At 43.6% G+C, this 14,026-nt stretch carries 14 protein-coding genes; 3 read left to right on the top strand and 11 right to left on the bottom strand.

Translation table 11 applies throughout. The features are described 5' to 3' along the window. Positions 1–3: 3 nt before the first annotated feature. The 3 genes from HY035_06980 to HY035_06970 form a co-directional block, all read right to left on the bottom strand. The gene (locus HY035_06980) at positions 4–966 is read right to left on the bottom strand and encodes an alpha-ketoacid dehydrogenase subunit beta (GenBank protein MBI3378126.1); all 963 of its coding nucleotides are present in this window, start codon (positions 964–966) and stop codon (positions 4–6) included. A gap of 1 nt (position 967) precedes the next feature. Further along, positions 968–2,023, bottom strand: a complete 1,056-nt coding sequence (pdhA, locus tag HY035_06975; protein ID MBI3378125.1) for a pyruvate dehydrogenase (acetyl-transferring) E1 component subunit alpha — start codon at positions 2,021–2,023, stop codon at positions 968–970. 460 nt (positions 2,024–2,483) lie between these two features. After that, the gene (locus HY035_06970; GenBank protein ID MBI3378124.1) at positions 2,484–3,842 is read right to left on the bottom strand and encodes a CoA-binding protein; all 1,359 of its coding nucleotides are present in this window, start codon (positions 3,840–3,842) and stop codon (positions 2,484–2,486) included. A 260-nt stretch (positions 3,843–4,102) separates the two neighbouring features. Between HY035_06970 and HY035_06965 the strand changes: the two genes are divergently transcribed. Beyond that, positions 4,103–4,351, top strand: coding sequence for an AbrB/MazE/SpoVT family DNA-binding domain-containing protein (locus HY035_06965; protein MBI3378123.1), 249 nt, complete (start codon positions 4,103–4,105; stop codon positions 4,349–4,351). Next, a complete protein-coding gene (locus HY035_06960) occupies positions 4,348–4,737 on the top strand; it encodes a type II toxin-antitoxin system death-on-curing family toxin (protein MBI3378122.1) in 390 nt (129 codons plus the stop codon). Before HY035_06965 ends, HY035_06960 begins: the two co-directional genes overlap by 4 nt. An 18-nt stretch (positions 4,738–4,755) precedes the next feature. Here the strand turns inward: HY035_06960 and HY035_06955 are convergent, their stop codons facing one another. Continuing rightward, positions 4,756–5,931, bottom strand: a complete 1,176-nt coding sequence (locus HY035_06955) for a 2-oxo acid dehydrogenase subunit E2 (protein MBI3378121.1) — start codon at positions 5,929–5,931, stop codon at positions 4,756–4,758. A 115-nt stretch (positions 5,932–6,046) separates the two neighbouring features. Here HY035_06955 and HY035_06950 point away from each other — a divergent pair, with 115 nt between their 5' ends. After that, positions 6,047–6,943 carry a TraB/GumN family protein gene (locus HY035_06950; protein ID MBI3378120.1) on the top strand — a complete coding sequence of 299 codons (897 nt, stop codon included), beginning with the start codon at positions 6,047–6,049 and terminating at the stop codon, positions 6,941–6,943. Between the two features lie 29 nt (positions 6,944–6,972). Here the strand turns inward: HY035_06950 and HY035_06945 are convergent, their stop codons facing one another. The 7 genes from HY035_06945 to HY035_06915 form a co-directional block, all read right to left on the bottom strand. After that, positions 6,973–8,385 carry an NADH-quinone oxidoreductase subunit N gene (locus HY035_06945; GenBank protein MBI3378119.1) on the bottom strand — a complete coding sequence of 471 codons (1,413 nt, stop codon included), beginning with the start codon at positions 8,383–8,385 and terminating at the stop codon, positions 6,973–6,975. 20 nt (positions 8,386–8,405) lie between these two features. Then, positions 8,406–9,950: an NADH-quinone oxidoreductase subunit M gene (locus HY035_06940; GenBank protein ID MBI3378118.1), complete on the bottom strand. Its 1,545-nt coding sequence runs from the start codon at positions 9,948–9,950 to the stop codon at positions 8,406–8,408. Between the two features lie 3 nt (positions 9,951–9,953). Continuing rightward, on the bottom strand, positions 9,954–11,873 hold the full coding sequence (gene nuoL, locus HY035_06935; protein MBI3378117.1) for an NADH-quinone oxidoreductase subunit L: 1,920 nt from the start codon (positions 11,871–11,873) through the stop codon (positions 9,954–9,956). 165 nt (positions 11,874–12,038) lie between these two features. Then, entirely contained in the window at positions 12,039–12,341 is a 303-nt protein-coding gene (gene nuoK / locus HY035_06930; protein MBI3378116.1) for an NADH-quinone oxidoreductase subunit NuoK, read from the bottom strand. Between the two features lie 106 nt (positions 12,342–12,447). Beyond that, positions 12,448–12,957 (bottom strand): NADH-quinone oxidoreductase subunit J, encoded by a 510-nt coding sequence (locus tag HY035_06925; GenBank protein MBI3378115.1) that lies wholly within the window; start codon positions 12,955–12,957, stop codon positions 12,448–12,450. A 104-nt stretch (positions 12,958–13,061) separates the two neighbouring features. Then, the gene (locus HY035_06920) at positions 13,062–13,679 is read right to left on the bottom strand and encodes an NADH-quinone oxidoreductase subunit I (GenBank protein MBI3378114.1); all 618 of its coding nucleotides are present in this window, start codon (positions 13,677–13,679) and stop codon (positions 13,062–13,064) included. Next, positions 13,670–14,026, bottom strand: a 357-nt coding sequence (locus HY035_06915) for an NADH-quinone oxidoreductase subunit H (GenBank protein MBI3378113.1), incomplete at its 5' end; no start/stop codon positions are given. The genes HY035_06915 and HY035_06920, both read right to left, overlap by 10 nt.

The following is a 14,026-nucleotide window of genomic DNA, read 5'->3' as shown; positions in this document are numbered from 1 at the left end:
TCCTTAATACTTCATCACTTCTTCAATCGCCTTCTTTATCCTTGCAGTTGTCGGTATGTAAAAATCTTCAAGTTTAGGAAGCGGCAGGACAACATCATAGCCGGTCACCCTCATTATCGGCGCCTTAAGATGAAATATTGCATCCTCTGCTATTGTTGCTGAAAGCTCCGCACCGAATCCGCATGTCTTCGGAGCTTCATGGACAATAACAACACGCCCTGTCTTTTTCACTGATTTAAGTATTGTCTCTTCATCAAAGGGTTTCAATGTCATCAAATCAATCACCTCTGCATCAATATCTTCAATCGCCTGAAGTGTTCTGTGGAGCATGCTCCCCCATGCAAGTAAGGTTACAGCCTTCCCTTCACGGACAACTCTTGCCTTTCCAAGCGGGATTATATATTCGCCTTCGGGGACATCTTCTTTTATTGAGCGGTACAGCCTTGTTGATTCAAGAAATATAACAGGGTCAGGGTCTCTTATTGATGAGATTAAAAGCCCTTTCGCATTGTATGGAGATGACGGCACAACAACTTTTATTCCCGGCATATGGCAGAACAACGCTTCGCTGCTTTCCGAGTGAAGTTCAGGCGCCTTAATCCCGGCTCCGCATGGAGCCCTTACAACCAGCGGGCATGTGAATCTTCCTCTTGAGCGTGCGCGTATTCTTGATGCATGGGAGAATATCTGGTCTATTGCAGGATATATAAACCCCATGAATTGAATCTCTGCAACTGGCCTTAGGCCATACAAAGCCATTCCTATTGCAACACCTGTAATCCCTGATTCAGCCAGCGGAGTATCAATTACTCTTTCATGCCCAAAGAGATCTAACAGGCCTTCTGAAACTCGGAAGACTCCTCCGTCTTTGCCGACATCCTCGCCGAGAAGGACAACATTTTTATCTCTCTGCATTTCTTCTTTTAATGCAAGGTTGATAGCCTGAACCATGTTTAGTTTCGGCATATCATAACTCCTTAATCTGCCTCATCTGCCGCTGTGTCAATTTTTCATAAGTAAATGTGAACATATCTTTTGGTTCAGGATGCTCTATTGCCTCTTCCCTCTTTACAGCCTCATCAACAGTTTCCCTTGCCTTATTTTCAACATCTGTTTGATATTGATTATTCCAGAGCCCCTTTTTCTCCATAAACAACTTCAGTCTCAGAATCGGGTCTTTCGGCTTCCAGCTATCAATCTCTTCTTTTAACCTGTATCTTGCCGCATCATCTGCTGTTGTATGGTCTGACATCCTGTATGTAAAACATTCTATGAACGTTGGCCCGTTACCATCCTTTGCCTTTCTGACAGCTTCCGATGCAGCTTTATAAACAGCGAAAATATCATTTCCATCAACCTGAATCCCTTCAAAGCCATAGGCAAAAGCCTTTTGTGCAAGCGTCTTGGATGCAGTCTGTTTCTCTCTCGGAACTGATATTGCCCAATGATTATTCTGGCAGATAAAAACAACAGGGAGTTTAAACACACCGGCAAAGTTCATCCCTTCATGAAAATCTCCCTCAGATGTGCCGCCGTCACCAAAATAACAGGCAACCGTCTTTTTATCTCCCCTGTATTTCACTCCCATTGCAGCGCCGACTGCATGAGGCAGTTGTGTCCCTACAGGTACGCATACCGGAAAGATATTCAAGTCATCAGGGCATTTCACTCCTCTTTCATCTCCGGACCAGTACTGAAACAACATATGCAAAGGATAGTCCATTGTGATATAGACGCCCATTTCCCTGAATGACGGAAATATCCAGTCTGATTTCTCAAGCGCGAATGCGCTTCCAATCTGTGATGCCTCCTGACCGAGGATTGATGCGTAGGTGCCGAGCCTGCCTTCCCTCTGAAGGTTTAGGGCGCGCTGGTCAAAGGTCCGCGAAAGGATAAGGAGTTCATACATTTTTTTTATCTGTTCATCGGACAAGGAAGGCATGAGGGACTCATCAGCATTGCCCTTTTCATCAAGGACTTCAAGCCGTTTTACATTGCATGATTCTATTATTCTTTCAGGCATTTTTATATCTCCCTATATCAATATTACCAGAAAATACCCTGAGCGGGAATTGTTTCCCTCGTGATTTAAAAGATTTTTCCCTTTTCAAGAGTTGCAGAATGTGCTACTATTTTTGCCATAAGGGAAGAAAATACCAAGTTGGTCTAATCATTGTTAAACACAAAAAAAGGAGATAAATGAAATGGCTAAACACGATGTTTTCTTTACTATTCCACAGCGCGCACTCGGGAAAGCGGATGTCGAATTTTTAGTAAAGAGCAACGGGGCTGGATTGAGGCAAGATTCACAGACCTGTCAGAATAGGGGCTGAAGTCTGCACAAAGTGGAGCGTAAGCCCCGCATGAGAACTTGTAAGAGACTATGTATATTGTACTAACATCTATACTTTTGTAACGGTTAATATTGCCGAAAGACAGTCACAGCCGCCTGAAATGGAGCCTCATCCTGACAAATATATTTTTTAAATACGTAAAAGCGCCTTTAATCCCCTGACTGCCCTTTCAGGCGAGGGATAGACAGGGATTTTTGCTTTTTCGAGAAGAGCGGTCAGTTTCTTTGATATGCCGCTCTGTGCGATATGGAAAACAACCGGTTTATTTATATCAGCCTTGCAAGCCTTTATCATTTCAGGAAGCCTCTCTGTAATCCCATATACATTTGACAGGGCAATAACCAAGAATCCATCGTAGTCGTCTTTTAATTCATTTAACGCCGTAACATAATCCTCATCCCTGACTTGCGCAGTAAGGTCAATCGGGTTGTTGATTCCGTAAAAGTGAGGGAATATCTGTTTGAGTTTTTCCGTTTTATCTACGTGCAGCTTTGCCACATCAAGCCCCTGCCTCATGCATTCATCAGCAGCCAAAACTCCGGAGCCTCCGCCATTTGTAATGATAAGCACTCTGTTCCCAATTTCCCATTCTTTCTTCTCTCTCGCCGCTCGTCCCTGAAATGCGAGCGCCTTTGCCGCATCAATAAGCATATCAAAATCCTCCACTTCCCTTATTCCGAACTGTCTGAGTATTGAATGGAAGACCTCATATTTCCCTGCAAGCCTCCCTGTATGCGAAAATGCTGCCGCCTGCCCGCTTACACCCTTGCCTGCCTTGAGGATGAGCAATGGTTTTTTCTCCGATAAAACTTTTGCCTTTTCAATAAACTTTCTTCCATTGCCCAGTGATTCAATGTACGAAATTACGACGCCGGTATTTCTGTCTTTGGCAAGGTATTCGTATATATCCGCCTCATCAATGTCTATTGCATTGCCGTATCCTATTGCCTTTGATACACCTGTGTTTGAAGTCTCAAGCGCACCCAATAAGCAGCTCAGGATGGCACCGCTCTGCGATACAACAGCCACATTCCCTTTTTTAGGCCTTTTCAGCCTCTCGTCAGGAAGGAAAAATGTATCCAGCCTGTGAGATGGATTATATATGCCCATGCAGTTTGGGCCGAGGATTCTTACGCCTATCTCCTTGCCTGCCTTTATAACTTCATCCTGAAGCTCGTTCTCCCCAATTTCCGCAAACCCGGAACTGGCAATGATTACACTTTTTGTCCTGCCCGCAAGCTCTCTGAGTATTTCAGGGACTTCAGCAGCGGGCCTCATGATTATTGCCAGATCCACAGGTTCCGGAATATCACGGGCAGAAGGATACGCTTTTAACCCCATAAGCTCGCCGTATTTAGGATTTACAGGATAAACATTCCCTTTGAACTTGAGGAGATTCTTAAGAATCACGCCGCCGAGCTTCTCTTCGCTGTGCGCCGCGCCGATGAGGGCAACGGATTTGGGCTTAAATAGAGAATCAAGGCTCATATTGTTATCCATAGGTTTGATTATACTATATTAGTGTGCTGTTTCTGACACTTCATTACATGGGTTTTGTTGTCATTCCGCACTTGATACGGAATCCAGTTCTGTTTTTTTCTGGATTCCTGCCTGCGCAGGAATGACAGACCATGTGAAGCTATTTCTGAAACACTACACTATGCATACAAAACCAGAACTCATATAAACTGATAAACAAACCGGCTTCTTTTCTGTTATAATCATGTTATAACATTGGAGGAGATAATATGCACAGAAAATTATGCTCTATAGGAAACAGTCAGGGAGTATCAATCCCGCGCGAGATGATTGAAAAGCTGAATCTCTCTGTCGGCTCCGAGGTTGACATTGCTCTTGATAAGTCCGGTGAAAGGATTATTCTTGAGCCTGTAAAAAAGAAAAAATATCCCAGGGGAATAGACAGGGAATTTGTCTCACAGGTGAATGAATTCATTGAAAAATACCGCCCGGCTCTGAAAGCGCTTGCAAAGAAGTGAAATATCTTACAGCCGAACAAGTGCTTTTCATTCACAGCAGGCTGATTGATGAGACAGGCGGCTCTCACGGGATAAGGGACTTGGGGCTTCTTCAGTCTGCGGTAGCAAGGCCGATGGCAACCTTCGGAGGAGAAGACCTCTATCCTAATATTTTTCAAAAAGCAGCGGCGCTCATGGAATCGCTTGTCAAAAATCATCCGTTTATTGACGGGAACAAACGGACAGCAATTTCATCGACCGGACTATTCCTTCGCATAAACGGCTTTAATCTTGAAACATCGCAGAAAGAACTTGAGGACTTTACCCTCAACATGGCAACTGGAAAAGCCTCGGTCACCGATACGGCAAAGTGGTTCAAACGATATTCGCAGAAAATAAGTTTCTGATTTTTTCTCTACTATCCTTCATGCACTCTCAATAAACAGCAGTGCCGGGTCTTCAAGGTATTGAATAACTTTAGACAAAAACTTTGCTGAATCAACACCGTCTGTCACCCTGTGGTCAAAGGTAAGCGATAACGGCAGGATTTTTCTGATAACAATCTGGCCGTCCTTGACCCACGGCTTTTCGGAAATCTTGCCTGTGCCGAGTATCGCAACATCAGGATAATTGATTATTGGCGTTGCAAACCATCCTCCGAAATGTCCGTAATTTGTGATTGTAAAAGTGCTCCCCTTTATCTCTTCAAGCATTATCTTTCTCTCTCGCGCTTTAACGCTTAACACCTGAATCTCTGAGGCGAGTTCAAGAATGGTCTTTTTGTCGGCATTTTTTATCACTGGAACCATCAAGCCGTCAGGCGTGTCAACGGCAACGCCGATGTTGTAATATTTTTTGATTATTATCTCTTCCCTTTGTTCATCAACAGATGCATTAAGCAAAGGATGCTCTGCAAGTGCATGTTGCACAGCTTTAATGAAAAATGGCAGAAATGTAAGATGAATGCCTTTCCCTTGTATGGTTTTTTTCTCCCTCTCTCTCAGATTCCATAACTCGGTAATGTCTGCCTCATCCATTCCTGTTACAAAGGCAGTTGTCTTTTGTGATGTAATGAGGTTCTTTGCTATGGTCCTTCTCAATCCTTTTATCGCCAGCCTCTCTATCGCGCCGTACTGGTCTTCAGTCTTTTTGCCTTTTGCAGAGGCCTCTGTGACATCATCTTTCGTAATGCTTCCGCCCGGACCCGATCCTTTGATTGATTCAAGCTTAACGCCAAGCTCTTTTGCCAATGCCCTTACAGCAGGCGTTGCAAGTATTTCTTCCTCTTCTTCAGGCAATACGCCGACAACAGAAACAGATTTTGGCCTTTCTTCTGCTTTTGGCTTTTCTTCAACAGCTTCGCCTGCTTCCGAAATAGTCATCAATACCTCACCGACCTTTGCAATATCGCCGATGTTTTTGTTTATCTTCAAGACCTTCCCTTTTTTAGGGGATGGGACTTCCACCACTGCCTTGTCTGTCTCTATCTCAAGAACAGTCTGATGCTCTTCAACAGCATCGCCTTCCTTGACAAGCCATCTCCGTATCTCGCCCTCTGTGATGCCTTCACCTAAATCAGGCAAAACAAAATCATAAGGCATAATACCTCCTTGCTTACTGCCTACCACTTGATATAGAGAATATCATGCAGGATGTTTGCAGTCAATCTATTGTCAGACATAGTATAATTAGAATAAAACTCAAGGGAGCAATTAAATGAGAAAATTAACGGCAAGGTTTCTGCCTTTTTTCTTGATTCTATTTCTGCTTGATGCGTCTCTGTATGCCCACAATGCTGCTGCTCAAAATCAGAAGACATTCATGTGGAAAGTCCAGTCAAAGACATCAACCGTTTATGTGCTCGGCTCTGTGCACCTCATGAAAAAAGAGGTTTATCCTTTAAACAATAAAATCGAAGATGCTTTTGAAAAATCAAATATTCTCGCAGTAGAGGCAAATATCAATGATGCAGCTAAACTGGATTTGCAGAAATTACTGACAAGCGCCTTCTATCCGGGAAATGAAACACTGGAAAAACATGTTTCAAAAGAGACTTACGAGCTCGTCAAAAAAGAAACAGGGAGCATGGGCATGCCCCTTGAGCTGATAAACAAACAAAAACCATGGTTTTTAGCAATGACATTGGAATCAATAGAACTCATGAAACTGGGGTTTAATCCCCAATACGGGATAGACAATCATTTCCTTAAAAAGGCTGCGGGAAAGAAAAAGATAATGGAACTTGAAAGCCTTGATTATCAGATTAATCTCCTTTCAGGATTTTCTGATGAAGAGCAGGAACTGTTTTTACTTCATACGCTGAAAGATTTAAAAATACTTAAACAGGAAATTGATAAGCTTCTTCAGGCTTGGCTGACAGGAGATGCAAAAGGCATAGAATCAATAGCATCGAGAGTAAACGGAGACAGGCGGATCGCCCGGATATATGAAAAGCTCTACTACGAAAGAAATGCAAATATGACATCCATGATAGAAGAATTCTTAAAAACAAACGAGAGCTACTTTGTTGTTGTCGGCGCAGGGCACCTTGTCGGGAATAAAGGGATTATAGAGCTGCTGAAAAGGAAGGGTTATCCTGTTGAACAGATATGATTAATACTTCATTGCCTCTTCAATCATTCTTAAAATCCTGCTGCTATGCGGGCAACACTGATGACTTTTGAGGGCAGCACTCCGATAACCAGAACTGCGATTACTGTTATTGCAAGCGCAAGGGCTATCCCCGGAGAGGCAGAAAGCTGAACTTCGGTCTTGGGTTCTTTCATGTACATGTACATTACGATTCGCAGATAAAAATATGCTGATATCGCGCTGAATATAACCGCCGTCACTGCAAGCCATGTATATCCTGCGCTTACTGCGCTCATGAAAAGATAAAACTTGCCCATAAACCCTGCCGTGGGTGGAATCCCTGTAAGTGAAAACATAAATACAAGCATCAAGGCGGCAGCTAATGGATGTGTCTTTGCAAGCCCCTCATAATCAGAGATATTATCTCCCTTAAATCCCTCTGACCTGAGCATAATCACAACTGCAAATGCGCCTATGTTCATGAATGCATAAATAAACAGATAATTCAGAACACTTGCCAGGCCTTCAGATGTCCCTGCAATTATTCCAAGAAGCATATAACCCGCATGTGCTATTGAAGAATACGCAAGCATTCTCTTTATATTGGTCTGGGAAAGGGCAATTATGTTTCCGACAGCCATTGTGAGTATCGCTATCGGGATAAGAATGCCTGTCCATTCAATTCTTGCCGCGCCGAATGCTGTCATGAAAACCCTTCCAATCAGGGCAAACCCGGCAGCCTTAGGCCCCACAGACATAAACGCAGTGATGGAAGTAGGCGCGCCCTCGTAAACATCAGGCGCCCACATATGGAAAGGAACGGCAGCTATCTTGAACGATAAAGCAACCGCAAACATGATCATAGACAGCGTTAAAACAGGATTGCCTGAAAGCCCTTTCTGTGATATATATGAGGATATTGCATGAAGGTCTGTCGTGCCTGTAAGCCCGTATATCAATGATATGCCGTAGAGCAAAAATGCCGAAGCGAACGCGCCGAGGAGGAAATACTTTATTGCAGCCTCGTTAGACTTTATATCGTGCCTGAGGAATCCCGCGAGCACATAAGTGCTCAAAGCCATAAGCTCAAGCCCGATATAAAGGGTTATCAAGTCTCCTGCCGATGCCATAAGCATCATGCCAAGAGTGGAAAAGAGTATAAGGCCGTAATATTCCCCGAAATTCACTTTTTCAATTGCAATGTATTTCACTGATATAAGGACAGTCAGAACAACATTAAGCATAAATATAAGCTTGAAAAACAGGCTGTAGCCGTCAGCTATAAACATGCCGTTAAACGTGGTTCCCGTGGAACCGGCAAGCAGATAGGTAACCACTGCAACGCTCACGATGCTCAGGAAAGCGATTGTCTCTTTTCTTTTAATCACAAGCTCTGAAAGAAGGATGAGAAGGGCAAGGCAAGTCATTACGATTTCAGGCATAACCGGCCCAAGGTCAGGCATTATGAATCCGGCAGGATTTGTCATTTGATTATCTCCAGAATATTTTTTGCTATACCCGTCTCTGTGCCGCCTCCGGCGTTTATCCTTTCAAGCAGGTGTTTTACAGATTCGTGCATGAAGTCCAAGAACAAATTGGGATAAACTCCGATCCAGAATATCAGTATGATCATCGGCAGAAGGGTTATTATTTCCCTTAGATTAATATCTGCAAGCCCCATCTGTGCTATCTTCTGGTTTGTCTCCATGAAAAAAACCCTCTGATAGAGCCATAGCATATAACCTGCGCCTATGATTATGCCTGTTGCCGCAAGCACGCCTGCCCATTGATTAGCCTTGAACCCTCCGAGAATAATCAGGAACTCTCCTATGAACCCGTTTGTTGCCGGAAGCCCTATTGATGCAAGCGTAAACACCATAAACAAAGACGCATACACAGGCATTACGGAAGCGACTCCTCCGTAATCAGAAATCTGCCGTGTATGAGTCCTGTCATAAATCATTCCGACGCTCAAAAACAAAGCGCCCGTGACTATGCCATGGTTTATCATCTGGAGTATTCCGCCTTCCATGCCCTGCAAATTCAGGGCAAATATTCCGAGCGTTACGAAACCCATGTGGCTGACAGAGCTGTATGCGATAAGCCTCTTTAAATCTGTCTGGGCAAGGCATATCACCGCGCCGTAAATTATCGCAATAACAGAAAGCGTAAGCATTACAGGCGTCATTGCCTTTGACGCCTCAGGGAATAACGGCAATGAGAACCTGATAAAACCATAAGCGCCCATCTTTATAAGAACAGCCGCAAGAATAACGCTTCCCGCCGTAGGAGCCTCCGTATGCGCATCAGGAAGCCACGTATGCACAGGGAACATCGGCACCTTTACGGCAAATGCAGCAAAGAACGCCCAGAAGAGCCAGAGCTGCAATTGATAGGGATATGCCTTTGTCGTAAGTTCAAGTATGTCAAAGGTCCCGCCTGCCTGATAATAAAGGACGATTATTCCGACAAGCATAAGCACGCTTCCAACAAGCGTGAAGAGGAAGAATTTTACAGCGGCATAAATTCTGTTAGGCCCGCCCCATACGCCTATCAAAAGATACATAGGTATCAGCATCGCCTCCCAGAACAGATAGAAGAGCATGAAATCCAGCGAACAGAAAACGCCTATCATTGCGCCTTCCATTATCAGAATAGAGATATAAAATTCCTTTGTCTTTGCCTTGATGGAATTCCATGAGATAAGAACGCAGAGTATTGTAATAAGGGCTGAGAGAAGGACAAACAGTATGCTTATGCCGTCAATGCCGAGACTGTAATTAATATTCAACGAAGGAATCCATGCATGTTTTTCTGTAAACTGCATAAGGTGCGTGGACTTCTTGAACTCCGTAAACAAAGGAATTGAAATAATAAATGCCGCCGTGCTCACAATAAGGCTCAGCCATTTTATGAGGTTTTCATTAGACCTGCTTATCAGGAGCAAAAGAGCCGCGCCTGCAATTGGCAGGAATATCAATGTGCTCAATATCGGAAAACCTAAGTTATTTATTATCACCTGTTCCATATATTACCTCAGAAGCATCATGGCAACTATAACTAACACACCAAGCGCCATTATCGCTGCATAGTGCTGTAACAAGCCTGTCTGGGCTTTCCTCAATATCCTGCTTAACTCTCCAATGCCTTTAGGAACTCCATTAACAACAGCCTCAATAATCCTTGCATCCGTAATACCAATAAGTATATTCTTAGCTGTCCAGATTGTTGGCCTCACAATTATAAGACTGTAAAGTTCATCCACATAGTATTTATTCCAGAGCACTTTATATGCGGCATTGAATTTCTGCGCGAGCATGACAGGAATATCAGTCTTTATGAGATAGAATAATGCTGCAAGCCCTATCCCTGAAAAACCTGCAATTATTGATATCGCCATCACCATCCATTCCTCTGCATGTGTGCCGTGCGCTTCGGGATGCCCGAGCACAGGTTTTAAAAATTCCGTGAAATGCGCGCCGCCTCCAAGTAGATGGGGAATCCCAATCCATCCTGATGCAACAGCGCCGATGCAGAGAATCATCAATGGTATTGTCATCGCCTTTGGAGATTCGTGGAGATGATGCTCCTGTTCGTGCGTGCCCCGGAATTTTCCGTGGAACGTGAGGAATATAAGCCTGAATGAGTAGAAGGCTGTAAGGAACGCAACCACAGTGCCGATAGCCCACACGAATTTCCCCACAGGACTCTGCCCTGAATATGCAAGCCAGAGTATTTCATCCTTGCTGAAGAATCCTGCAAAGCCGGGCACGCCTGCAATGCTCAATGATGCAATAAGCATTGTCCAGTATGTAACGGGCATATATTTCTTGAGTCCGCCCATCTTCTGAAGGTCAAGCTCTCCTGCCATTGCGTGCATAACGCTTCCTGCACAGAGAAATAGAAGGGCTTTAAAGAATGCATGCGTATAAAGATGGAACATTCCTGCGGTGTAAGCTCCGACCCCTGCTGCAAGGAACATATATCCGAGCTGGCTGATAGTTGAATACGCGATAATCCTTTTTATATCATTCTGTACAAGGCCTATTGTTGCAGCAAAGAGTGATGTTATAGCCCCTGTTAATGCAACCACTATAAGCGCTGTTTCAGAAAGGCTGAATATCGGGCTGCACCTTGCAACGAGAAAAACGCCTGCCGTTACCATTGTTGCTGCGTGTATCAGCGCGCTTACAGGCGTGGGGCCCTCCATTGCATCAGGAAGCCATACATGGAGCGGCATCTGTGCTGACTTCCCGATTGAGCCGCAGAAAAGAAGAAGCGCAATCAATGTCATAAGATGCACATCATATCCAAGGAAATTAATTGTCTGTGCTGCAAGGCCCTTTGCCTGTGAAAAGACAGGCTCATAATAAACGGTTCCGAATGTAAGGAATATCATTATTATTCCGAGGCCAAAGCCGAAGTCGCCGAATCTGTTCACTATAAAAGCCTTTTTGCCTGCATCAGAGGCTGATTTCTTGTCAAAGTAATATCCAATGAGAAAGTATGAACACAAACCGACGCCCTCCCACCCGAAATATAACTGGAGGAAGTTATTAGCCATGACAAGCATCAGCATACAGAAAGTAAAAAGGCTGAGATATGCAAAAAAACGGTAGTAGCCCTTGTCTCCCTGCATATAGCCGACAGAATAGATATGAATCAGTGTGCTGCAGGTTGTCACAACAATCAGCATCACTGCCGTAAGCTGGTCAATAAGGAACCCTACGGAGACTTTGAATTCGCCGGAAACAATCCATGAGTAGAGGTCTTCATTTATTACCTTGCCTGACAGGACATCAGGCAGTGTTATCACGCTCACAATCCACGAGCCGGCAACTGCCAGTATCGACACCCAGTGGCTATTCTCCTTCAGATACTTCCTGCCGAACAGGATATTTATCAAAAAGGCGGCAAGCGGCAGAAATGGGATTAAAAGATAACTATTCATATCTCACTCCGTTCCAATGGTTGTCATTCTCCGGTTTGACCGGAGAATCCAGTCCCTTTTTTTCTGGATTCCCGCTTAAGAACTGCGGGAATGACAGAACAAACAATACAGTCCGCAAGAATTCAAAATTCTTGAATATTGAATATTGAATATTAAATATTCTTTTCATCCCTTCATCTCATTCATCTCATCAACATGGACTGTGTCCTTGTTCCTGAACAGCGCAATAATTATCGCAAGCCCTATCGCGGCCTCTGCCGCTGCAACAGTGATTATAAAGACCACAAGAATCTGGCCTCTCAAGTCCTGCAGGTAATGGCTGAATGCCACAAGGCTGATATTCACAGCATTCAGCATAAGTTCAACAGATATGAACATTATTATGATATTCCTCCTCGTAAGGAACCCGAAGACTCCTATCATAAAGACAACCGCGCTCAGCATCAGATACCAGTTTAAAGGGACCATAGCTTGCTCCGCAAGAATTCAAAGTTTAAAATTGAAAATTTAAAATTCCTGAGCCTTGAATCCTGCATCCTGAATCTTGAATCTTGAATCTTGAATCTTCTTTTCATTAGTTCCCCGTCTTTCTCTTTGCCAGCACTATTGCGCCTATAATCGCAACAAGCAGCACAAGGGAAGCTATTTCAAAAGGAAAAAGGTAATCGGTATATAAGAGTTTCCCAAGCGCCTTTGTATGAGTTTCCTGTTTTATAAATTCAATGGAATATTTTCCGGCCGGCCCCGGCACAAAAGACTTTACCACACTCAAGAGAATCACAAGCAAAGCCGCAGTTATAAAAAGCCCGGCGGGCCATGCGCCGACAAATTTTTTCACTTTAACTTCTTCCCTAAGATTCAGAAGAAGCAAAACAAAAAGGAACAGCACAAGTATTGCTCCTGCATAAACTATAACCTGTATGGCTGCAATAAATTCAGCGTTCAGGAACAGATAAAGGCCTGCGATATGGAAGAAAAGCAATAGCATCCACATAACGCTGTGAACGGGATTCCTCCTTGTCACAACAAGAATCGAAAGAATTATTATCATTGTTGCAAAATATCCAAAAAACAATTCAGACAGCATTACAAAATATCTCCTCGTTTTGTCTTTAAGCTCATCCTTTATTTAATTATCAATCATAATTAGCTGTTAATTTAAGCAATATTTCTTGCCTATGTCAAGTTTTAACCAAAATTCGATTCTGAACTGTCATACCCAAGAGAAATTGGCTCCTGTATTCTCTTGCCCACAGGCATTCTTTTTACATCTATGCCCTCTGGTCTCCAGAATTTATTGAAGTATTTATCAGTCTTCAGTTTTGATGTAAATTCATCCCAATTTTTTAATAATCGCTCCCTGTCAAAATAAAACTGGTCACGGGAATAATTGGAATATTCATAGGCCTCGGTAAGCACAAGGGCACATACAGGACATACCTCAACACAGTAACCACAATAAACACATCTGAGGGCTTCTATCTCGTATTTTTCTACAATTCTACTGCCATCTTCCTGCTCTCTGTAGTCTATGTAGATACACTGGGAGGGACATACAGTTGCACATCTTAAACAGGAAACACACTTCTCCTTCCCTGTATTCGGGTCCCTCACAAGGGCGTGCATCCCTCTGAAGCCCTGCTTTACAGGCCTTTTGACCTTTGGATAGCGCCTCGTTACACCTTTCAGAATCTCTACAAAGAATATCGCCCTTAGCGCAGTAGCGCAGTAGCGCAGTAGCGCAGTAGTTTTTTTATCCTGCTGCTCTGTTGCTCTGCTGCTCTGTTGCTCTGCTTTTAAATCCATATTTTTATCAATCCTGTTAACACTATATTGAACAGGGCTAAAGGTATCAGTATTTTCCATCCTATAGCCATAAGCTGATCATACCTGTATCTCGGCAAAGTCGCCCTTACCCAATAATAAAAGAACATAAAGGCATAAACCTTTATCAGAAACCACACAATACCCGGCACATTCAGCAAGAAAGGCATTGCATCTGTAATAAATTTAGGTATCGTCCACCCCCCTAAAAAGCAGAGCGCTGCTATAGAAGACATTATCAGCATCGCTGTGTATTCGCCGAGGAAAAATAAAGCAAACCTGAATCCGCTGTATTCTGTAAAATATCCCGCGACAAGCTCGCTTTCAGC

It is taken from the genome of Nitrospirota bacterium (assembly GCA_016195565.1).
GTDB lineage: Bacteria > Nitrospirota > Thermodesulfovibrionia > Thermodesulfovibrionales > UBA1546 > UBA1546.
The sequence above is the reverse complement of the archived record's forward strand: the minus strand, read 5'-3'. Positions and strand labels throughout refer to the sequence as shown.

Excerpts from the sequence above, each read along its gene's own strand:
- HY035_06980 (MBI3378126.1), bottom strand. The coding sequence starts at position 966 with ATGCCGAAACTAAACATGGTTCAGGCTATCAACCTTGCATTAAAAGAA.
- pdhA (MBI3378125.1), bottom strand. The coding sequence starts at position 2,023 with ATGCCTGAAAGAATAATAGAATCATGCAATGTAAAACGGCTTGAAGTC.
- HY035_06970 (MBI3378124.1), bottom strand. The coding sequence starts at position 3,842 with ATGAGCCTTGATTCTCTATTTAAGCCCAAATCCGTTGCCCTCATCGGC.
- HY035_06965 (MBI3378123.1), top strand. The coding sequence starts at position 4,103 with ATGCACAGAAAATTATGCTCTATAGGAAACAGTCAGGGAGTATCAATC.
- HY035_06955 (MBI3378121.1), bottom strand. The coding sequence starts at position 5,931 with ATGCCTTATGATTTTGTTTTGCCTGATTTAGGTGAAGGCATCACAGAG.
- HY035_06950 (MBI3378120.1), top strand. The coding sequence starts at position 6,047 with ATGAGAAAATTAACGGCAAGGTTTCTGCCTTTTTTCTTGATTCTATTT.
- HY035_06945 (MBI3378119.1), bottom strand. The coding sequence starts at position 8,385 with ATGCCTGACCTTGGGCCGGTTATGCCTGAAATCGTAATGACTTGCCTT.
- HY035_06940 (MBI3378118.1), bottom strand. The coding sequence starts at position 9,950 with ATGGAACAGGTGATAATAAATAACTTAGGTTTTCCGATATTGAGCACA.
- nuoL (MBI3378117.1), bottom strand. The coding sequence starts at position 11,873 with ATGAATAGTTATCTTTTAATCCCATTTCTGCCGCTTGCCGCCTTTTTG.
- nuoK (MBI3378116.1), bottom strand. The coding sequence starts at position 12,341 with ATGGTCCCTTTAAACTGGTATCTGATGCTGAGCGCGGTTGTCTTTATG.
- HY035_06920 (MBI3378114.1), bottom strand. The coding sequence starts at position 13,679 with ATGGATTTAAAAGCAGAGCAACAGAGCAGCAGAGCAACAGAGCAGCAG.